20 protein-coding genes are annotated in these 18,416 nt (G+C 68.9%); 12 read left to right on the top strand and 8 right to left on the bottom strand.

Going from position 1 to position 18,416, the window contains the following annotated elements:
* Positions 1–309 precede the first annotated feature (309 nt).
* The gene (locus GQ56_RS0131520) at positions 310–831 is read left to right on the top strand and encodes an RrF2 family transcriptional regulator (protein ID WP_031402445.1); all 522 of its coding nucleotides are present in this window, start codon (positions 310–312) and stop codon (positions 829–831) included.
* A gap of 59 nt (positions 832–890) precedes the next feature.
* On the opposite strand, the gene GQ56_RS0131515 is transcribed toward GQ56_RS0131520, so the two are convergent.
* Positions 891–2,096: an NAD(P)/FAD-dependent oxidoreductase gene (locus GQ56_RS0131515; protein WP_031402444.1), complete on the bottom strand. Its 1,206-nt coding sequence runs from the start codon at positions 2,094–2,096 to the stop codon at positions 891–893.
* A gap of 369 nt (positions 2,097–2,465) precedes the next feature.
* The gene (locus GQ56_RS0131510; protein ID WP_031402443.1) at positions 2,466–3,386 is read right to left on the bottom strand and encodes an AraC family transcriptional regulator; all 921 of its coding nucleotides are present in this window, start codon (positions 3,384–3,386) and stop codon (positions 2,466–2,468) included.
* Between the two features lie 139 nt (positions 3,387–3,525).
* Here GQ56_RS0131510 and GQ56_RS0131505 point away from each other — a divergent pair, with 139 nt between their 5' ends.
* From GQ56_RS0131505 to GQ56_RS0131485, 5 genes are all read left to right on the top strand, one after another.
* Positions 3,526–4,491 (top strand): SDR family NAD(P)-dependent oxidoreductase, encoded by a 966-nt coding sequence (locus tag GQ56_RS0131505; RefSeq protein ID WP_031402442.1) that lies wholly within the window; start codon positions 3,526–3,528, stop codon positions 4,489–4,491.
* Between the two features lie 332 nt (positions 4,492–4,823).
* On the top strand, positions 4,824–5,228 hold the full coding sequence (locus tag GQ56_RS0131500) for a VOC family protein (RefSeq protein ID WP_031402441.1): 405 nt from the start codon (positions 4,824–4,826) through the stop codon (positions 5,226–5,228).
* A gap of 355 nt (positions 5,229–5,583) precedes the next feature.
* Positions 5,584–6,465, top strand: a complete 882-nt coding sequence (locus tag GQ56_RS0131495; protein ID WP_161788591.1) for an endo alpha-1,4 polygalactosaminidase — start codon at positions 5,584–5,586, stop codon at positions 6,463–6,465.
* Between the two features lie 411 nt (positions 6,466–6,876).
* Positions 6,877–7,266: a hypothetical protein gene (locus GQ56_RS45940; RefSeq protein WP_152601914.1), complete on the top strand. Its 390-nt coding sequence runs from the start codon at positions 6,877–6,879 to the stop codon at positions 7,264–7,266.
* 152 nt (positions 7,267–7,418) lie between these two features.
* The gene (locus GQ56_RS0131485) at positions 7,419–7,868 is read left to right on the top strand and encodes a CBS domain-containing protein (RefSeq protein ID WP_031402439.1); all 450 of its coding nucleotides are present in this window, start codon (positions 7,419–7,421) and stop codon (positions 7,866–7,868) included.
* A gap of 58 nt (positions 7,869–7,926) precedes the next feature.
* Here the strand turns inward: GQ56_RS0131485 and GQ56_RS0131480 are convergent, their stop codons facing one another.
* Positions 7,927–9,543 (bottom strand): bifunctional aminoglycoside phosphotransferase/ATP-binding protein, encoded by a 1,617-nt coding sequence (locus GQ56_RS0131480; protein WP_031402438.1) that lies wholly within the window; start codon positions 9,541–9,543, stop codon positions 7,927–7,929.
* A gap of 451 nt (positions 9,544–9,994) precedes the next feature.
* Here GQ56_RS0131480 and GQ56_RS0131475 point away from each other — a divergent pair, with 451 nt between their 5' ends.
* From GQ56_RS0131475 to GQ56_RS0131450, 5 genes are all read left to right on the top strand, one after another.
* Positions 9,995–10,453, top strand: a complete 459-nt coding sequence (locus GQ56_RS0131475; RefSeq protein WP_031402437.1) for a hypothetical protein — start codon at positions 9,995–9,997, stop codon at positions 10,451–10,453.
* A gap of 133 nt (positions 10,454–10,586) precedes the next feature.
* The gene (locus GQ56_RS0131470; protein ID WP_031402436.1) at positions 10,587–11,057 is read left to right on the top strand and encodes a universal stress protein; all 471 of its coding nucleotides are present in this window, start codon (positions 10,587–10,589) and stop codon (positions 11,055–11,057) included.
* A 110-nt stretch (positions 11,058–11,167) separates the two neighbouring features.
* On the top strand, positions 11,168–11,443 hold the full coding sequence (locus GQ56_RS0131465) for a DUF1488 family protein (RefSeq protein ID WP_031402435.1): 276 nt from the start codon (positions 11,168–11,170) through the stop codon (positions 11,441–11,443).
* 179 nt (positions 11,444–11,622) lie between these two features.
* On the top strand, positions 11,623–12,057 hold the full coding sequence (locus GQ56_RS0131460) for an Hsp20/alpha crystallin family protein (RefSeq protein ID WP_031402434.1): 435 nt from the start codon (positions 11,623–11,625) through the stop codon (positions 12,055–12,057).
* A gap of 301 nt (positions 12,058–12,358) precedes the next feature.
* Complete coding sequence (locus GQ56_RS0131450; protein WP_031402433.1) at positions 12,359–13,009, top strand: BON domain-containing protein; 651 nt, start codon at positions 12,359–12,361, stop codon at positions 13,007–13,009.
* Between the two features lie 394 nt (positions 13,010–13,403).
* Here the strand turns inward: GQ56_RS0131450 and GQ56_RS0131440 are convergent, their stop codons facing one another.
* The 4 genes from GQ56_RS0131440 to GQ56_RS0131425 form a co-directional block, all read right to left on the bottom strand.
* Positions 13,404–13,628, bottom strand: coding sequence for a hypothetical protein (locus tag GQ56_RS0131440; RefSeq protein ID WP_031402432.1), 225 nt, complete (start codon positions 13,626–13,628; stop codon positions 13,404–13,406).
* Positions 13,629–13,767: 139 nt separating this feature from the next.
* Positions 13,768–14,754, bottom strand: a complete 987-nt coding sequence (locus tag GQ56_RS0131435; protein WP_031402431.1) for an LOG family protein — start codon at positions 14,752–14,754, stop codon at positions 13,768–13,770.
* 40 nt (positions 14,755–14,794) lie between these two features.
* On the bottom strand, positions 14,795–15,130 hold the full coding sequence (locus GQ56_RS0131430) for a c-type cytochrome (RefSeq protein ID WP_031402430.1): 336 nt from the start codon (positions 15,128–15,130) through the stop codon (positions 14,795–14,797).
* 47 nt (positions 15,131–15,177) lie between these two features.
* Complete coding sequence (locus GQ56_RS0131425) at positions 15,178–16,179, bottom strand: Acg family FMN-binding oxidoreductase (RefSeq protein WP_031402429.1); 1,002 nt, start codon at positions 16,177–16,179, stop codon at positions 15,178–15,180.
* A 167-nt stretch (positions 16,180–16,346) separates the two neighbouring features.
* On the opposite strand from GQ56_RS0131425, the gene GQ56_RS0131420 reads away from it, so the two are divergent.
* The gene (locus GQ56_RS0131420; protein WP_031402428.1) at positions 16,347–17,336 is read left to right on the top strand and encodes a zinc-dependent alcohol dehydrogenase family protein; all 990 of its coding nucleotides are present in this window, start codon (positions 16,347–16,349) and stop codon (positions 17,334–17,336) included.
* Between the two features lie 24 nt (positions 17,337–17,360).
* Here GQ56_RS0131420 and fnr read toward each other — a convergent pair whose 3' ends face one another.
* On the bottom strand, positions 17,361–18,134 hold the full coding sequence (gene fnr, locus GQ56_RS0131415) for a fumarate/nitrate reduction transcriptional regulator Fnr (RefSeq protein ID WP_031402427.1): 774 nt from the start codon (positions 18,132–18,134) through the stop codon (positions 17,361–17,363).
* Positions 18,135–18,416 lie beyond the last annotated feature (282 nt).

The raw sequence follows: 18,416 nt of genomic DNA, 5'->3' as shown, positions 1-18,416 counted from the left end.
CGTAATCCACTGCGTCTCTCCTCAGCGCGAGGCGGACCATACATGCGCTGGATCTGCTGCTTTACCGCGACGCATGCGAGTTGTTCGCCGCCAGGCGAGGCGCCCCCGGTCGCATGGCGGCCTTCGCGTTTGAGCAATCTGGCCCTTCAGCGGAAGGTGCCGCCGGCCGACCGGCCTTGGCGAAAATGTTGCGAATCCCGGCCGGCCCTCATCTGCGCGGGGTCGTCAGGCTCGAAGCGCGCTGACTTGCAACGATCCACCGATCCTTATACGCTTTATACTCCGACATTTCAGGTCTTAGTTAAAGCGATGTCTTTCATCAGCACAGGCGTGGAGTACGGATTGCATTGCCTCATATACCTCGCGGACCCGTCCGCCGGGGTGAGGGGGGCGAGCGTACGCGATCTGGCGGAACTTCAGGGCGTCTCCGGCGAGTACTTGGCCAAGCTGTTCACCAAGCTCGCCAAGGCGGGCATCGTCACCGCCACCGAGGGCGTGCGAGGCGGCTTCACGCTGGCGCGCGCGGCCGATCGCATCACGGTCCTCGACGTCGTCGAGGCGATCGATGGCGACAAGCCGCTCTTCGACTGCCGGGAGATTCGCTCCCGTTGTGCGGTGTTCGGCGAAACGGCGCCGGCATGGGCGACGCGAGGCGTCTGCTCGATTCACGCGGTGATGCAGGCGGCAGAGAAGAGTATGCGCGAGGAACTCGAGAAACACACGCTGGCCGACCTCGCGGACCGCACGATGGCGAAAGCGCCCGCCAGCTTTGGCGATCATGTCGTGAATTGGCTCAACGACCGCGCGGCCTCGCGGCGACACGAAGGCTGAATGCTTCAGCGTCCACGCGCCGGATAACGCGCGTGGACGCTCACTGCCCGGTGCCTGCCTCAGGCCACGACGATGCGACGAGGATCGGCCGCGGCAAGCGCTTCGTCTCGGTTAGCGGCCGGCGGATAAATCCACTCGGTGTTGATGCGGTGCTTGAGAGCCTTCGCCTCGGCACCCGTCATCTTGACTTCGCGCTCCCAGCCTTCCGTGTAGACCGCGCCCCACGGGCCGAGGTCCAGGCACGTGACGTATTTCGGCTGACTGTACGCGACGAGATCGGCGCCCGTCAGGTCTGCCGCGACGTTGTGTCCCGCCGCGCGGCCGAGGTTCATCGCGTGCTGGCACGACATCATCGCGTAGTTGCCTTCGTCGTCCGTGGCGGCATAGGCGACGTCACCCGTCGCGAATACGTTGTGCACGCCCTTGACGCGCAAGTCGCGATCCACGTGCAGGCGGCCGAACGCGTCGCGCTCGGCCGGAATCTGCCCGGTCAGCGCGCTTGCGCGAACGCCGGCGGTCCAGATCACGGTCTTCGCGTCGATGCGATTCCCGTCGGAAGTCATCAAGCCGTCGGCGTCGATCGACGTTACCCCCGTGCCAAGCCGCCACGTCACGCCGAGTTCGCCGAGCGCATCCTCGATGACGGGCCGGGGTCGCGGCCCGAGATCGGGGCCGAGTTCCACGTTTCGCTCGACGACGATGACGTTCACGTCGGCGGCGTCGCCCAGCACGGCGCGCAGTCGCGCCGGCATCTCGGCGGCGGTTTCGATGCCCGTGAAGCCGCCGCCCACGACGACGACGGTATTGCGCGCCGGCGTGTCGGGAAAGGCTGCGAGGCGCTCGATATGCCGTTCAAGGGCTGTTGCTTCGTCAACCTGATCGACGCTGAACGCATATTCGGCCAGGCCCGGAATCTCGGGACGAAACAGCTTGCTGCCGGCGGCCAGGACCAGCCGGTCGTAAGCGAGCGTCGACTGGCTGCCATCGGCGCCGAGCACATCGACTGTGTCGCGCTCGACGTGAATGCGCTCGACGGTGCCCTGAATGAACCTGACGCCAACCGCGCCGAAGATCTCGGCAAGCGGCGCGCGCATGTTGGCCGGACCGATTTCATAAAGACGGGGACGCACGTGCAGATGCGGGTCGGGCGCGATCAACGCGATTTCCACGTCGGTGTTGCGTTGCTCATCGAGTAGACGAGCGGCGCTCAGTGCACTCCACATGCCGGCAAACCCGGCTCCCACAATCAAAATACGTTTCGACATCGATTTGCTCCTGGGTTGCGGCATGAGTTCCGCCTGGCACTAACCCCGTATCGATGCGGGTTCCAGTGGCGGATCACGCGTTGGAAGCGGCGCGTCATCACGCCCGGTAACTGCGATTCTATGAGTCGTAGTTTGATCGCGCAAGAAGTTTTTGCCGCGCCGGAAGAGGGCGCGGCGGAGTTCCCGGGCTGTCGGGAGCTAGCCATTTTCCAAATGGCCTTGTCGCGCCTCGGTCGGCGTTCGGGTGGCCGGTACCGGCCTTTGCGCAGCAGCGAGAAGCGAGAATGCCGCGTCCGGTCGGCAGCCACGTCGCGCAATCGAAGCAGGCTCGGTGCGCCGACGAAAGCGGCGGCAACCGAGGCCGCGACTTTATTCTTCCTGCAGCGTCGTCATGTCGAGACGGTAGGCGCGCGGCGAGCACCCCACGATTCGCTTGAACGCGTGTCCGAACGCGCTATCCGAGTCGTAGCCGAGCGTCTGTGCGATCGTCGAAATCGCGGCATGCGAGCGTCGCAGTTCGCGCATCGCGAGCTGCATCCGCCAGCGCAGCACGTATTCGAGCGGACCGAATCCCAGCCGCCGCTTGAAATGCAGCGCGAACGTCGAGCGCGATACGTGACAGCAGGTTGCGAGCTCGTCGACGGTCCAGCGCCGTGCGGGGGCCGCGTGAATCGCGGCGAGCGCCGCGCTCACCCGCGAATCGGCGAAGCCGGCCAGCCATCCGGCGTCGCCGCTCGCGCCTTCGTCCACGTAGCGGCGCAGGATCTGCACCAGCATCATGTGTCCGAGATACCGAACCATCAACGACCCGCCCGGCGGCGACGCGCCGAACTCATGCGCGAGCTGCTGCAGCGCCCAGCGCAGCACCGCCGCCTGGCCGGAGTCGCCGCTCACGATCACCACCGGCGGCAAGCTGCCGAGCAGCAGCGGCATGCCTTCCTCGTACGAGAAGCGGCCGCCGATCAGGAAGCAATTCGTCGGCTCGCCATGGTGCGCGATCCCGCGTTCGAGATGCCGGTAAACATCGGCGGCGGGCACCGGCGCGACCGACGGGTCGCTCGCCAGCGAGAATGCCCGCGGCGACGCGAGCAGAAAGCAGTCGCCCGTGCTCAGGCGGACGGGCGGCCCCGCGCCGTCGACGGTCAGCCAGCAATGCCCTTCCACGACCGCGTTGAACTTGATCCCTTCCGGCGGGGGAAGGGCCACGGCCCACTCGCCGCCGGCACGCAGGCCGGTGAAATACGAGTCGCGCGTTTCCAGCAGCGACAGCACTTCCGATAGCGGGTCCATCCGTCACCCCCGGACGATCTCGACAGAAAAGCGGATTCTATTGCATTCACAGTCCGGAGGCGCGGCCGGAGAATGATCTCGTGCAGCGACGTGGCCGACGGGCGGCCGCGCGCTTCGCGCATCGTTCGAGGAGTGTTCCATGACGAGCAGGCAGCAACCCCTTCATGCCGGATTCGGCGCCGCATCGACGGCCGGCGACGTACTGGCCGGCCTGGACCTTGGCGGCAAGATCGCGATCGTGACGGGCGGACATTCGGGCCTCGGCCTGGAAACGACACGGGCGCTGGCGCAGGCCGGTGCGCACGTCGTCGTCGGCGCGCGCAGCCCCGATGCCGCGCGCGAAGCGACGCGCGGCATCGCCGGCGTGACGTGCGCGGCGCTCGACCTCGCCGACCTCGCCAGCGTGGCCGCGTTCGCCGCGCAGATCGTCGACGCGCGGCGCGACGTGCATGTCGTGATCAACAGCGCGGGCGTCATGGCATGCCCCGAGACGCGCGTCGGCGACGGCCTGGAGATGCAGATGGCCGTCAACCATCTCGGCCACTACGCGCTGGTGAACCGGTTGTGGCCGGTACTCGCGCATGGCCACGGCGCGCGCGTGGTCGCGGTGTCGTCGCTCGGGCACCGGCTATCGCCGATCCGCTGGGACGATGTCCAGTTCGCGCGCGGCTACGACAAATGGCTCGCATACGGCCAATCGAAGACGGCCAACGCGTTGTTCGCGGTGCAGCTCGATGCGCTTGGCGCGCCGTTCGGCGTGCGCGCCTTTTCGCTGCATCCGGGCAAGATCGCGACGCCGCTGCAGCGGCACCTGACACGCGCGGAGATGATGGCGCAGGGCTGGGTGGACGAGCACGGCGTGCCGATCGATCCCACGTTCAAGACACCTGCGCAGGGCGCGGCAACCCAGGTGTGGGCGGCAACGTCGGCTCGCCTCGCGGGTCTCGGCGGCGTCTACTGCGAGGATTGCGATGTCGCGGCGATCGCGCACGGCGACGAGGAAGCCGGCGTGCGGCCGTATGCGATCGATCCCGGTGAAGCGGCGCGGTTGTGGGCGTGGTCGGCGGCATCGACGGGCGTCGATGCGTTCGCGGCACGCGGCTGACGGGCCGGGTTGCCGGCTTCGCATCCGTTCGGCAGCCGCTTTGAACACGGGAAGGCGGGCGCAAGGTATCCGTCGCGCATCCGGACGGAAGTGAAAGACCGGCGCAGCCGGTTTCGCGGCGGTTGCCGATCCGGTCGGGATCCGGATGTCGCGGCATCGCGGCGGGGCATGCTTGGGCTCGCCGCGACTTTCTGATATCGTTTCGAGCGCGCCGCAGCCATGCTGCGCGCCGCCTACCATGCGGACACCGCTCCGCTTGACGAGAGACCACGCACGCTGTCGATAAGCACCGCCTTGCGGGCTGCCTCTGGCTCATTCGATGGAGTGTCGATATGGAAACCGCTTTGTCTTCGCCGCATGGCGTCAGCTTCGGACGACTCGCACCCGGTATCGGAGTGCGGGACATCAGCCGAAGCCTTGCGTTCTACCGCGATGTACTGGGTTTCAACACGGTGTTCGAGAACGGGAATCCGGTCGGGTTCGTGATCCTGAAGAAGGACCACGCCGAACTGCATCTGTCGCAGAACAAGAACCACAAGGCGTCGGTCAATAACGTCGCGCACCTGACGGTTGACGATGCAACCGTCCTCTACGAGCACTGCGTGGCCTGCAACGTCCGGATCATCAAGACGCTGCGCGATGCCGACTTCGGGCTCAGGTGTTTCGTGCTGGCGGACCCCGACGGGAATCGCATCGATATCGGCCAGGTTCTCCCGCCCTCGGGCGACGCGGCCTGATCGCCGCGGATCGGCCAGCGTCTTGCGCGCCCCGTGGCCGCCGTTCCATCGAGCGCGGCCACGGGCGTCTGACGCTTCGGCCGTTGCGCCCCTTCATGCACTGGATGTCCGGTTTTTTTGCCGCATGAAGGGGCGCCCGATTTCTCGATCCGCGAACGGTAAGCGCGGCCCGCCGCGCTAACAAAAATCGACAAAACGGAACAGTCGAATCCGACGCGCCCGCCTACCATCCGGACGTGCTTCGTGCATTCCCGCATCGCCGCGGTGCCGGCGGATGCGTTGCCTGCCGTCCGCCGCACGAGACTCCCTCGCATCCCCGCATCCTGACAAGCCGCCAAGAGGCAAAGGACCCGCCATGTCTGCAAGATCGTTCGGTTCATTCGTGCTGATGCTGCTGCTTGCGGCATGCGGGGGTGACTCCGGCTCGTCCTTGTCCGGCACTTCCGTCGCGGAGGCCGCGGAGAGCGCGTCGCAGGCCGCGGCGTGGAAGCCGCTCGTGCCCGGCACGAGCTGGCAATGGCAGATCGACGGCAACACGATCAACGAGAAAGTGCTGGACGGCGTGAACAATCCCCGCAAGATGTACGACGTCGACATGGAGCTGACCGATGCCGACACGATCAAGCGTCTGAAGACGAAGGGCATCTACGTCGTGTGCTACATGGAGGTCGGCGGACGCGAGGACACCCGCGGCGATGCCGGCAAGTTTCCGGACAGCGTGCTCGGCAATCCGGTCGAAGGATACGAGGATCATGAGCGCTGGCTGGATATTCGGCAGACGACGATCCTGATGCCCCTGATGCTGGCGCGCCTCGACCAGGCGAAGAAAAAAGGCTGTGAGGGGATCGAGCCGGATCTCGACGACAGCTATCGTCAGGAGACGGGTTTTCCGCTGACGCGCGACGATCAGCTGCGGTACAACACGGCGCTGATTGCCGCCGCGCACGATCGCGGGATGTCGATGGGCCTCAAGAATGGCTCGGGCATCGCGGCCGCGATGGCGGCCGTGGCCGACTGGGCGCTCAACGAGCAATGCAACAGGTTCCACGAGTGCGGCGGATACGCGAGCTTCATCGCGCTGAACAAGCCCGTCTTCAACGTCGAGTACACGCGTCCGGACGGCATGACGCTCGCCGATTTCTGTCCGGCGGACAATCAGGCCAATTTCGACGGGATTCTGAAACTGTCGAGCGACACGCTCTCGGCGCTGCCGCGCGCGGCCTGCCGGTTCGAGTGAGCGGCGAGGGGGCATGTTTCTCGTTTCGTTCGGCATGTCGCGCTGGCGGCGCGCGGTCATGCGTATGACCTGAAAATGGTTCGGAGTCCGGCATTGAATGGACAAAATGCCGCACATGCAAGGCTCGCCCGACATAGCCACAGGAACCGGGCGGCGATGCATCGATCCGGCCGGCGCAAATGCGGCCGGATCGACAGGGCGTGTCACAGACAAGTGCACATACCGACACACGCCGCGGATTTTCATTAGACGAACCGGCGGCACTTTCGAGCGCCTGCACGCGCTTGATGACCTGCGTCAAGGTGGATTGTCCCGCAAGCGCGAAGATGGCTGTTCATGCATGCCGGTTGCGATCGGAGCCGGCATGTTCCGTGCCGTTTGCGTCTTCACGTTCATGATACGGATGCCATCATGCTTTCCCTGTTCACGGACACGCCGTATTACCGGAACGTTGCCCGTTCCGAAGAGCGGGCGTCGAACCTGCCGTCCGCCGCACCCCGCCCGAAGCCGCCGGTCGACGCCGGCGGCGATCGGTTGCTGAGTCCCCACGAGATCGCGATGCTGATGGTGCTCGCGAGCGAGCCGCGACGCCAGCAGGGCGACCCCGCCGACCTTCGCTGTCTCATCGATCGCGGCCTCGTTCGGCTGGATGCCGCGCCGCTTGCAGAGGCCCGCGCCCGCCTGTCGGACGACGGGTGCCAGATCGTGTTGCGCCTCGCCGAGTGCGATCGCCCCGGTCGCGACGGCGGCACCGCGTCACGACCGCACGCCGGGTTGCCACGGCCGCGGCGTCGCGCGTGACGTCGCATGGCGCCGCGCGCTGATCGGCCCGATCTCCGGCGGCGCGCCGGATTTTCCGTGATCTGCACCGGAAGCGAACAGGCACTCGCGACGACGCGGACGGACCGCGTCGCGCGTCGACGCGCCGTGTCGCTCCGGCCGGGAGAATGAACATGAATGCCGCGCTGCTCTGTACCCGCGATGTCGCGATGTGTTCCGCACGGACGACCGTCGTCGAGGCGGCCGCCATGATGCGCGACGCGCACGTCGGCGACCTGGTGGTCGTCCGTGACCGGGAAGGACGATGCGAGCCGGTCGGCATGCTGACCGACCGGGACATCGTGCTGGCCGTGGTCAGCCCCGACGCACCGGCCGGCGCGCTGTTCGTCGGCGACATCATGTCGGAACCCGTCGCGGTCGCGAACGTCGACGACGATATCTGGCTGCTCGCGAAGCGGATGCGCCAGTACGGCGTCCGTCGGCTGCCCGTCGTCGGCGACGGCGGCGAACTGGTCGGGATCGTCTCGCTCGACGATCTGCTTCACGCCGTCGCGACGCTGCTCGACGAGCTGCGCCTGGCGACGGCGCGCCAGTCGTATTTCGAGGAGAAGCAGCGCGGATAAGCCGGGACGCTCCGGTTTCCGTTGCGGCGCGCATGCGCTGCCTGCCGCGCGACGCGCGTCAGCGCGGCGTCCGGATGTGCGGCGCGTCAAGCAACGGCGCCCAGAACGCGCGGCTGTCGTAAGCCGCGACCTCGCACTCGGTTTCGAAGCGGATCGCGAGGGCGGCCTCGGGCCCGGTCAGCGGTTCGGCATGGTCGAGCTGTCGTGCCAGCACGGCCGTGTCGGCATCGGAGGCGTCGCGCCCGCGCGCGGCCCGGGCCGCGACACGCGAGACGAGCGTCGCCCGGCTCGCGGTGAAATCGAGAATCGCGACGCGCACGCCGAGCCGCGCGGCGAGCGAGAGGAAGGCGGTCCGGTTGCGCCGGAGCAGGAACGTCGCATCGACGATCGCGGTGTAGCCGCCGGCGAGTACCGTGCCGGCCTGCGAAAGCAGTCTTGCGTAGACGGCGTCGATCGCCGTGTCCGAATAGGCGGCCGGGGACAGCCGGGCCTCCGCCGGCGCGCCGGCGAAGCGCTTGCGTTCGTCGTCGCTGGACAGCCGGATGGCGCCGAGCCGTTCCGCCAGCGCACGGCTGGCGGCCGATTTGCCCGAGCCGGACATCCCGTGGCACAGCAGCAGCATCGGCTGCGCATGGCGCCGCTGCGCGGCCATGTCGGACGCCATCCGCAGATAGCGGCTGCGCGCCGCCTCGTCGCCGCGCAGCCGCGCGGTCAGCGCACGCACCAGCGCGCGATAGACGAAGTAGCACGGCAGCACGCCCAGTGCCGCATGGTCGCCGGTGCGGGCGAGCCAGCCGGACAGCAGGCGGTGCGCGCAATCGGCCCGCCCGCGCGCGGCGAAATCCATCCAGGCGAATGCGAGATCGCTGGCCACGTCGATCCAGCGCAGCGCATCGTCGAACTCGATGCAGTCGAACATCAGGATCCGGTTCCGCCAGCGGACGATGTTCTCGAGATGCAGGTCCCCGTGGCATGCGCGCACGAAGCCGTTCGCGTGCCGGTCGGCGAGCCGCGGCGCGATACGGGCCAGCTCGGCTTCGTACCAGCGGCGCAACGCGGCTTCGTCGGGCGCCGTGACGTCGAGCGTGTCGCGCAACGCCAGGCATTGGGCCGCGACGCTCGCCGCGCTGCCCGGGTGGCCGCGCGGCGCATGGCGCGGCGCGTGCAGATGATGGCGGGCCAGCGTCCGGGCGAGCGCGTCCGCATCCGCGAGCCCCGCATCGTGCGACGCGCTGCGAACCGACAACATCGCCTGCGCATCGAACCGGCGCATGCGCACCACGTACTCGCCCGGCGCCGCCGCCTGCCGATGCCGGTGCGCGCCGGTCCGCACGGATGGGCCGAATGCGCTGCGCCGGCCGCGCGCGACGAGCGGCCAGACGTCGAGATACAGCGGGCCGGCGAGCGGCCGGTTGAGCGTGTACTCCGCGAGTGCGCAGCGGCGTCGCTGCGCGGGTCGCACGAGATCGACGAACGCGAAGCGAACGGGCTTGATGCGCTTGTACGCGTAACGCCCCGCCAGATACACGACGGACAGGTGGGTTTCGATCCGTTCGATGCGGCCGGCGGGGTGCGGATAGGTGGCGGGCCGGCGCAATGCGCGATCGAGTTGCGTGGCGGTTCGTCGCGCGGCGCCGCGACTCGGCGTGAACGACTGGCGTGGTGCTCGGGGCATGGCGAATGGATCGATGCGGCGCGCGCGTACCTGTCGCGGCGCCCGCGGGTTGGGGGCGAACGGGAACGGCAGGTTCCCGTCTGCTCGATGTCGCGGGATCGGGCCGTCGGGCCCGCGCGACTTGTCCGACGAACCCTATTGCAGCCGACTGGAGCCGATCGGGGCTTGACGCGCATCAAGCGCGTCGATGCCGGGCGACCGGGCGGCTTGTCGCAGCCCGGTGTTGAAGCGCCGCCGCCGCAGCCTCCCGTTTCGCCCGGTCCGTCGCGTGGCGGCGGACGCTTGATGCAGGTCAACCGGATTCCCGGTGACGGCAATACAGTCGATTCCAGCGCGTGCGACCTGCGGCGCGCGCCATGCGGCATGTTTGCCGCGACGCGGCCGGAACGACGTCGCGGGCGATCATGCCGCTCGCTAGCGAGCGGTACGCGAAGGGTGCGAGGCATTGGCGATGAAACGACGGGTGTTGGCGGTCGGCGTGCTGCTTGCGTTGGGCGCGTGTGCGGGTGCTGCGTATGACGCCGCCTTCCGGTCGACGGAAACGCAATTGCTCGCGACGCGTCAGGCCGCGACGCTGTCGTGCGGGACCGCCGCCGAATGCGATCGTGCGTGGCGTCTGGCGCGCCGCTATGTCGAAGCACATTCGTCGTCCCGGATCACGCGCGCCGACGCGGACACGATCGAGACGGCGCCTCCACTGCTGGCCGGCGAAGTCTATCTGTGGGCATCCCGCACGGCGTCGGGCGACGGCGCCTCGACGATCCGGCTCAAGGCGATGTGCAAGGGCATGTACGACAGCGATGGCGGCCCGGGCTGGCAATACGATGCATGCGCGACGAAGATCCTCGACATCGAGCAGGGCTTCGGGCCGTACGTGAACCCGTCGCGCTTGCCGGCCGCTCCCCGGTAGATCGGCGTCGCGTGTTCCGGTTTTGCCGCGCTGGCGAACCGTTGACCTCCATCAACGCCCGCCTGCGGCGAACGCCGATGATGAAAGCCAGGCCGAACGCCGCCGGCGCGTCGGTTCATCCAGCGAGGTCGGTATGTACACGAACATCATGGTTGCCGTGGATGGGAGTCCGTCATCGAAACTGGCGCTCGACGAAGGCCTGAAGGTGGCGCGATCGTATGGCGCCCGCCTGTTCGCCGTGTTCGTCGTCGACAAGTCCCTGCTGATCACCTACGGCGGACGCATGGACCCGGACGCGATGCTCGACGAGATCCGGCGCGACGGTGCGTCGGTGCTGCGAGACGTGGAACGGACCATCGCGCACGCGGGCGTCAACGGCGAGACGGAACTCGTCGAGACCGAGATCGGCCAGAATGTCGCCGAGAGACTGCAGCGCTACGTCGACGACCGGTCGATCGATCTGGCCGTGATCGGTACGCACGGGCGCCGCGGGGTCCGGCGGCTGTTCCTCGGCAGCGTCGCCGAACGATTCCTGCGCGCGTCGAGCCGCCCGGTCCTGCTCGTGCGCGGCAGCGAAGCCGCACCGGCGGCGGCCGTCGCCTAGCGTGTTGCACGCGCCGGCGGGCGGCGGCGCGGCGAGCGTACGCATCGCACACGGCGCGCAACGCCCTCAAGCCGGCGCCAGCCCTTGTACGACCTGTTCTGGTGATCATCATGCAGATCTCTTTCCCGGCCGAACATCCGACGTATTGCAGCCTCGATCCGGCGCTGAGTTTTCCGGCGCTGGTCGAAGGCCGTCTCGTGCGCTGCGCGATTACCGCGGCGGCGCTCGAGGATCACTTCCGGGCGGCGTCGCCGCGCGAACAGGATCTGGTGAATGCCTTCGCGCGCCATCGCCCCGCGATCGAGCGCGCGGCACGCTGCCTGCTCGAGGAGATGGACGGCCGGCCGATCATGCTGCACAGCGGCTATTTCCGGTTCTGCGCGTGAGCGTCCGTTGTATTGACGCGCGTCAAGCACCTGCGGGCGCGGGCCATTACGCTGGAATCCTGATGATCGTTCGTCCGTTGCGCGGCATGCGGTGTCGCGCCGACCCGGTCTTCGTCGCGGCGCCGCGCTGGCGGGACGAAAGCGCCGGCCGCAGGTCAACCGTACGAGGAGTGCGAACCATGAGCCATCTCACGCGTTACGATCCGTTTTCGATCGATCCCGTTTCCGACCTGTTTCAGGGGCTGTTCAGGCCGCTGCGCGGGATGGCGACGACGGACCAGCCGGATCTCGCGTCGATGAAGATCGACGTGACGGAAAGCGACGACGCCTACAAGGTCGACGCGGAACTGCCCGGCGTTGCCCGGGACGACATCGAGGTCCAGGTGACGGGCGGAACCGTATCGATCAACGCGAGGATCGAGCGTGACAGCGAACAGAAGGAAGGCGAGCGCGTGATCCGGCGCGAGCGCTACAGCGGCGCGATCAGCCGCTCGTTCTCGCTGGCGGGCGAGATCGACGACGCCAAGGCAACGGCAAAATATCAGGACGGCGTGCTGACGCTGACGCTGCCGAAGAAGGCGCCGGTCGGGCAGAAGAAGCTGACGATCGGCTGATCGGGCGGCGCGGGTCGCCCTGACGAAGCATCCGGCGCGCGGCGCGATCCGCGATCCGCGCGCCGTTGGCGTTCCGTCGTGCGAGTCTTCGCGGCGCGGCGCGGCGCATGGCATGTGTGGCGCGTCGCGCATTGGCGATTTCACGACAAGGCGGCCCGGCCTTCGTCAGGCGACGCACCGGCAGGCCGCGACGCGCGACGTGACGCGTCCGTTGACCTGCGTCAGCGATTCCAGGCCGCGCGTGTGCAAATCTGGAAGGGTGCGGCTGACAGGCACGCCGCGGCTCACGGGAGTGCAGGCGATGAAAACCGACAGGCAGTTGAAGCAGGACGTGCAGGACGAACTGGCGTCCGACCCGGCGATCGACGCGACGCGAATCGGTGTCGAGGTGGCCGACCGGATCGTGACGCTGTCGGGGCACCCGCCGAGCTATGCGGAGAAACTGGCGATCGAGCGCGCGGCGAACCGCGTGGGCGGCGTCAGGGCGCTCGTCGTCGACCTGACCGTGCATCTGCCGAACGACGACGTCCGCACCGACGAGGACATCGCGAACGCGGTGCGCTCGGTGCTGCACTGGACGGTCGGACTGCACGACGAGGCCGTCAAGGTGCAGGTCGAGCACGGCTGGATCACGTTGTCCGGCAGGGTCGAGTGGGCCTACCAGAGCCATCTGGCCGTGCGGACGATCTCGCAGATGCACAGCGTGACCGGCGTGACCGACCATATCGCCGTGCGGGGAGCGGTCGACTCGGCCGACATCGGCGGCAGCATCAGGCGCGCGATCCTGCGCCATGCCGAGCGCGAGGCGAAACACATCGGCGTGGAGGTGCGCGACGGCACCGTGCGGCTGACCGGCAAGGTCGGCTCGTTCGCCGAGCGCAAGGCCGTGCGCGGGGCCGCGTGGTCGGCGCGCGGCGTGCGCGCCGTCGTCGACGACCTGGTGGTCGAGTAACGCAGGCGGGTCGCGGCCGGATGAGGCGTCCGCGTGGAAACGCGGGCGTCTACGCAGGCGTCAAACGACGCGGCGATCAGGTGAGTTAAGCGATGCGGACGGATGGGGCGATGGCGATCGGGAAGGCCGCCATCGAAACGGGCGGCTACCGTGGCAGGAGCCGCATGACGCGCGTATCGCCGGACGGTACGGGCGAGCGCGCGTTTGCGCCAGGCCGTACGCCCGATACCGGGCGCGCAGCCGCGATCGACGGGCCGCGCGCCGGGACGACCCGGATCGGGATGAGGCAATCGAACACGTTCATGGCCTGATGCCGGGGCGCGGTCGTTGTCGCGTCGCGGCGGCGGCACCGTGCCGCTCGTCACTCACGGCGGCGCGACCGTTCACGCCGCCTTCACGCGGCCTTGAGCGCCGACTGCTGCAGCGCCTGCGCGAAGCGGGCCAGCGTGGCGATCGATCCCGTCACGCTTTCGTACCGCTCGCGGCCGATCTGTCCGTCGAGGATCACGAGCATGCCGGCATCGCGCGCGAGGGCGACGAGCGCCAGCGTGTCGAGCGCGGGGGCGTCGGGCTGGTCGGCCTGATCGAGCGAATCGGAAAGATGGATAGCGTGGGACATGGCGACTCTCCTGTGGGTCCTGAATCCGGATACCGCGCAGCCGTGATCCGTGTCTCCAGTATCGTGGCCGCGCCGGCGCGATTCAATCGGCATGCCCCGAAGCTGCGGTAGGAATCGTGCGCTGGGCGTCGGCGGATTCCTACACGGCACGCGTCGCCGGCGCGGCGCGGCGTCGCACCGGTCGCGTCGCGCGCCGCCGCCGCTGCGCATACCAGCAGCCGATCGCGCGCCAGATGTCGGGCGCGGATTCGCAGTACGTGAACAGGTCGAGGTCGCGACGGTCGATCATCCCTTCGTCCGCGAGGAAGGCCAGGTCGATCGCGCGGCGCCAGTACGCCTCGCCGACGAGGACGACCGGCAGCGGCGCGATCTTGCGCGTCTGCAGCAGCGTCAGGACTTCGAACAGCTCGTCGAACGTGCCGTAGCCGCCGGGGAAGAATACGGCCGCCTTCGCACGCTCGAGCAGGTGCAGCTTGCGGATCGCGAAATAGTGAAACCGGAAGCGCAGGCCGGGCGTGAGATACGGATTCGGCGCCTGTTCGCGCGGCAACTCGATGTTGAAGCCGATGCTCGGCGCACCGCGCTCGTAGGCGCCGCGGTTGGCGGCCTCCATGATGCCGGGGCCGCCGCCGGTGACGATGGCGAGCCGCGCGGCGCGCGTGCACCGGTCGGCGTGGGCGACGATGCGGCCGAATGCGCGTGCGACGCGGTAATACGCGCTGAGTTCGACGAGCCGGCTCGCCTCTGCGACGGCGCGCCGCCGGCCGGCGTCGTGCGGGTGCGCGGCGAGCAGCCGGTTCGCTTCGTCCAGCCGCGCGTGCGCGACCGTGGGGGCGACGATGCGCGTACTGCCGTAGATCACGACGGCATGGCCGATGCGCTCGCTCTGCAGGCGCTCCTCGGCTTTCCAGTAGTCGAGTTGCAGCCGGATGCCGCGCATGCCCGCGCGCTGCAGCAGCACGGCATCGTCGTCGTCGCGCGTGCGGTTTGCGCTGCCGGCGAGCGTCCGGCGTGAGCGGCGTCGGGCGACGTCGTCGCCGACGATCGCATCGGGCCGCGAACGCGTGCGCTTGCCGCGTGCGTTCGCGGGCGTCGCGGCGGGGGCGCGTTTGACGACGGTCGACATGAGAGCTGTGGAGCCGTGGAGCCGCGGGGCCGCGAGCCGGCTACTGGCTCAACACCCATTGCACGAGCTGGTGCGCATCGTCGGCGGATAGCGGGCCGCCGCGATCCTCGGCCGACGGCATGGGCGTGTCGCCCCAGTGCGCGCGGCCGCCCACGCGCAGCTTGCGTTCCAGTTCCGTGGCGGCCGCCGGATCGCCGCGATACCGCTGTGCGATCTCGTGGAACGACGGCCCGAGGAACGCCTGGTCGGACGTATGGCAGAACATGCAGTGCTGCGCGTTGACGAGGTCGGTCGGCTCGGGCGCGGCGGTCTGCGCGGCGGCCGGGCCGGCCGTCGCGGCGATCAGGCAGAAGGCGAGGCAACGCAGGCGTTTCATGTGTTTCCTTGTCCGGATCGGGTGGGGCATCGGGTCGCCGGGTGCAATCAGGAGACGACCTCGTCGAGCGGGCGGCGCGGCGAATGCGGCGTATGCGGGCCGCGTCCGACCCGCAGCAGCAATTGCGGCTCGCCGTGCAGCCCGAGCGTGCGGCGCAGGTGGGCGCGCAGCTCGGCCGTCTCGATCGGCTGGTTCAGGTACGACGCCGTATGGCCCGCGCGCGCCGCGACGAGCAGGATGCGCTCCAGCGCCTGCCCGGCGGCGAGCCATGCGTCGCGATCGTCGCGCGCGGTCGAGATACAGACGATCAGCGGGGAGGCGCCGACGAGCTGGTGATGCAGCGCGGCCAGCCCGTTGCCGAGATCGAATGTCCGTACCGCCATCGTCACGACGGGGGCCGCGAAGTCCAGCAACGCCGGCACGCCGGCCGCGAACGCCGGCATGCCGTCGACGTGCCGGCGCGGATCGATCCAGCTCGCCAGCTCGCGCCGGAAGCGCGGGTCCGCGAATTGCTGCTGATCGGCTTGCGCAACCAGCTCGGCGACCCGCGCGCGATGCGCGACCGAGTCGATGCACGCGACTTCAGCGCCTTCCGCGACGCCGGCCGCGATCAGTTCGCGCTGGATCTCGTCCGGCACGGCGGTCGATTCGAACGGCGCGCGGGTCGTGACGCGCTCCGTAATGGCCTCGAACAGCGCACCGAGGGCCGGGTCGGCATAGCCGTCGTCGCATACCCGCACCAGCGCGAGGAGATCGGGATCGACGTCGGAAGGATAGGTGCTGATCGTGTGCGCGAGCCCGGCGTGCGCGAGTGCGACGCGCAGGTTGAGCAGCGCCGCGCCGCAGCTGATGATCAGCTCGCGGTCGAACGGATCGACCACCGGCAACGCGCGCGCGCGGTCCGCGCAGACCGCGATCGTCGGCCCGTCGACGATGAATCGCCACGGCTGCGAATTGTGGCTGGACGGGGCCAGTATCGCGCAGGCCAGCAGCGACCTCAGGTGGGCGTCGGGGCGGGTGCTTGCGGCAAGAGGGGGAACGGATATCATGCGGGCATCTCCAGGTCGCCGCGGCGGCGGCATTGCGCCATTTCATCGTGTCAGCAACCGGCCGGCGGCCGTTGACCCACGTCAAGCGCGCGTCATCGGGCCGTGCATGCACTGCTGCGGGCGACTAGCCTTGAATGCGAAGCGCGCGATCGCGCGGGGAGGCGGGCATGCTTGCGATGACGTTTGACGGCGCGACGCCGCATTTGCGCGAGGCGCATGTGCCGGACCCGTTGCCGGCGGCGGGACAGTTGCTGATCGACGTGCACGCATGCGGCGTCTGCCGGACCGATCTCCACGTCGTCGACGGCGAGCTTGCGCATCCGAAGCTGCCGCTGATCCCGGGGCACGAAATCGTCGGCACCGTGCGCGTGCTCGGCGCGGGCGTGACGGGTTTTTCCGTCGGCGACCGGGTGGGCGTGCCGTGGCTCGGCTCGACGTGCGGCGAGTGCGCGTATTGCGCGTCCGGCCGCGAAAATCTCTGCGACCGCCCGGGATTCACCGGCTATACGATCGACGGCGGCTATGCCGAATGCACCGTCGCCGACCACCGGTATTGCGTGCACCTGCCGCGGCGCTACGGCGACCTCGAGGCCGCGCCGCTGCTGTGCGCCGGCCTGATCGGCTACCGGACCTTGCGCATGGCCGGCGATGCGCGCCGCGTCGGCATCTACGGCTTCGGCGCGGCGGCTCATCTCGTCGCGCAGGTCGCGCATCGCGAGGGGCGCAAGGTGTTCGCGCTGACGAAGCCCGGCGATACCGTCGCGCAGCAGCTCGCGCGGTCGCTGGGCGCGGCCTGGGCCGGCGGCAGCGACGAGGCGCCGCCGGAGCCGCTCGACGCCGCGCTGATCTTCGCGCCGGTGGGCGCGCTCGTGCCGGCCGCGCTGCGCGCGCTCGACAAGGGCGGGATCGTCGTATGCGGCGGCATCCACATGAGCGACATCCCCGGCTTCCCGTATGCGTGGCTGTGGGGCGAACGCCGCATCGCGTCGGTGGCCAACCTGACGCGCGCGGATGCCGCCGGATTCATGCGGATCGCCGATGCGATGCCGTTGCGGGTCGAGGCCGTGCGCTACGCGCTGGCCGACGCGAACCGCGCGCTCGACGATCTGCGCGCGGGGCGGGTGTCGGGGGCGGCGGTGCTGGGCATGCGCGGCTGAGCCGTGCGCCCGCTCGCCGCCGGATCAGATCCGTGCGAGGCCTTCCGGATCGACGATGCGGATCTGCTTGCCTTGCGCGGCGACGAGGCCGTTGTGCTGGAACTTCGACAGCATGCGGCTGACCGTCTCGAGCTTCATCCCGAGATACTCGCCGATCTCGTCGCGCGTCATCCGCAGCACGAACTCGGCGGCGGAGTAGCCGCGCGCCTTGAAGCGGGCGGACAGGTTCAGCAGGAACGCGGCCACGCGCTGCTCGGCGCTCATCGTGCCGAGCAGCAGCATCAGCGCCGATTCGCGGACGATCTCGCCGCCCATCATCTGGTACACGTGATGCTGCATCGACCGCACCTCGCGGCACAGCTGCTCGAGCTGGCCGAACGGAATGATGCACACCGTGCTGTCCTCGAGCGCGATCGCGTCGCCGTTGTGGCGGCCGTCGTGCACGCCGTCGAGGCCGAGCGATTCGCCGACGATCTGGAAGCCGGTGATCTGCTCGTCGCCGTCGCGATGCATCACGACGGTCTTGAACGATCCGGTGCGCACCGCATAGATGCTGCTGAAGGCGTCGCCCGCGCGAAACAGCGTTTCGCCGCGCCTGACGTGGCGCGTCGTGCAGATCATCGCGTCGACCCGCGCGAAATCGGCGGGCGTCAGTTCCTGGGGCATGCAGACGGTGCGCAGCGTGCAGGACGAACAGCGCGACGACGTGCGCTTCGGCTGGTCGGTTCGCTGGACCGGATGCAGCGGAATGAAGGGGCGTAACGGCACGTTCGTCGGGACATCGGCATGGCTCGGCATGATCTGCTCCGTTGGGTGGTGGCCGCGCGTGGCATGGGCACGGTTGCGCTGGCCGCCGTACAGGCGGGAGGGAGGTCGCCGCCCTCGTCTGGTCGGCGCCGCATGGGGGCGGCGCAACGGCGATGCCGTCGTGACTGGACGGCATCGCCGGGCTGCTCCGGGAGGCGCGCGTTCGTTTTGCTTGATGGTGAGTATGGACGGGCGGCCGCGCGATTGAAATCAGCGGAGCTTGAAGATGCGGTAAGTGATCGGGAAGGCGTGTAGGGCAATTCCTACAAGGGT

The organism is Burkholderia paludis, from assembly GCF_000732615.1.
GTDB classification, from domain to species: Bacteria; Pseudomonadota; Gammaproteobacteria; order Burkholderiales; family Burkholderiaceae; genus Burkholderia; species Burkholderia paludis.
Note: the sequence above shows the minus strand (reverse complement) of the source record. Positions and strands in the feature narration are given on the sequence as shown.

Coding starts and splice junctions, on each gene's coding strand:
- GQ56_RS0131520 (WP_031402445.1), top strand. CDS start 310: ATGTCTTTCATCAGCACAGGCGTGGAGTACGGATTGCATTGCCTCATA.
- GQ56_RS0131515 (WP_031402444.1), bottom strand. CDS start 2,096: ATGTCGAAACGTATTTTGATTGTGGGAGCCGGGTTTGCCGGCATGTGG.
- GQ56_RS0131510 (WP_031402443.1), bottom strand. CDS start 3,386: ATGGACCCGCTATCGGAAGTGCTGTCGCTGCTGGAAACGCGCGACTCG.
- GQ56_RS0131505 (WP_031402442.1), top strand. CDS start 3,526: ATGACGAGCAGGCAGCAACCCCTTCATGCCGGATTCGGCGCCGCATCG.
- GQ56_RS0131500 (WP_031402441.1), top strand. CDS start 4,824: ATGGAAACCGCTTTGTCTTCGCCGCATGGCGTCAGCTTCGGACGACTC.
- GQ56_RS0131495 (WP_161788591.1), top strand. CDS start 5,584: ATGTCTGCAAGATCGTTCGGTTCATTCGTGCTGATGCTGCTGCTTGCG.
- GQ56_RS45940 (WP_152601914.1), top strand. CDS start 6,877: ATGCTTTCCCTGTTCACGGACACGCCGTATTACCGGAACGTTGCCCGT.
- GQ56_RS0131485 (WP_031402439.1), top strand. CDS start 7,419: ATGAATGCCGCGCTGCTCTGTACCCGCGATGTCGCGATGTGTTCCGCA.
- GQ56_RS0131480 (WP_031402438.1), bottom strand. CDS start 9,543: ATGCCCCGAGCACCACGCCAGTCGTTCACGCCGAGTCGCGGCGCCGCG.
- GQ56_RS0131475 (WP_031402437.1), top strand. CDS start 9,995: ATGAAACGACGGGTGTTGGCGGTCGGCGTGCTGCTTGCGTTGGGCGCG.
- GQ56_RS0131470 (WP_031402436.1), top strand. CDS start 10,587: ATGTACACGAACATCATGGTTGCCGTGGATGGGAGTCCGTCATCGAAA.
- GQ56_RS0131465 (WP_031402435.1), top strand. CDS start 11,168: ATGCAGATCTCTTTCCCGGCCGAACATCCGACGTATTGCAGCCTCGAT.
- GQ56_RS0131460 (WP_031402434.1), top strand. CDS start 11,623: ATGAGCCATCTCACGCGTTACGATCCGTTTTCGATCGATCCCGTTTCC.
- GQ56_RS0131450 (WP_031402433.1), top strand. CDS start 12,359: ATGAAAACCGACAGGCAGTTGAAGCAGGACGTGCAGGACGAACTGGCG.
- GQ56_RS0131440 (WP_031402432.1), bottom strand. CDS start 13,628: ATGTCCCACGCTATCCATCTTTCCGATTCGCTCGATCAGGCCGACCAG.
- GQ56_RS0131435 (WP_031402431.1), bottom strand. CDS start 14,754: ATGTCGACCGTCGTCAAACGCGCCCCCGCCGCGACGCCCGCGAACGCA.
- GQ56_RS0131430 (WP_031402430.1), bottom strand. CDS start 15,130: ATGAAACGCCTGCGTTGCCTCGCCTTCTGCCTGATCGCCGCGACGGCC.
- GQ56_RS0131425 (WP_031402429.1), bottom strand. CDS start 16,179: ATGATATCCGTTCCCCCTCTTGCCGCAAGCACCCGCCCCGACGCCCAC.
- GQ56_RS0131420 (WP_031402428.1), top strand. CDS start 16,347: ATGCTTGCGATGACGTTTGACGGCGCGACGCCGCATTTGCGCGAGGCG.
- fnr (WP_031402427.1), bottom strand. CDS start 18,134: ATGCCGAGCCATGCCGATGTCCCGACGAACGTGCCGTTACGCCCCTTC.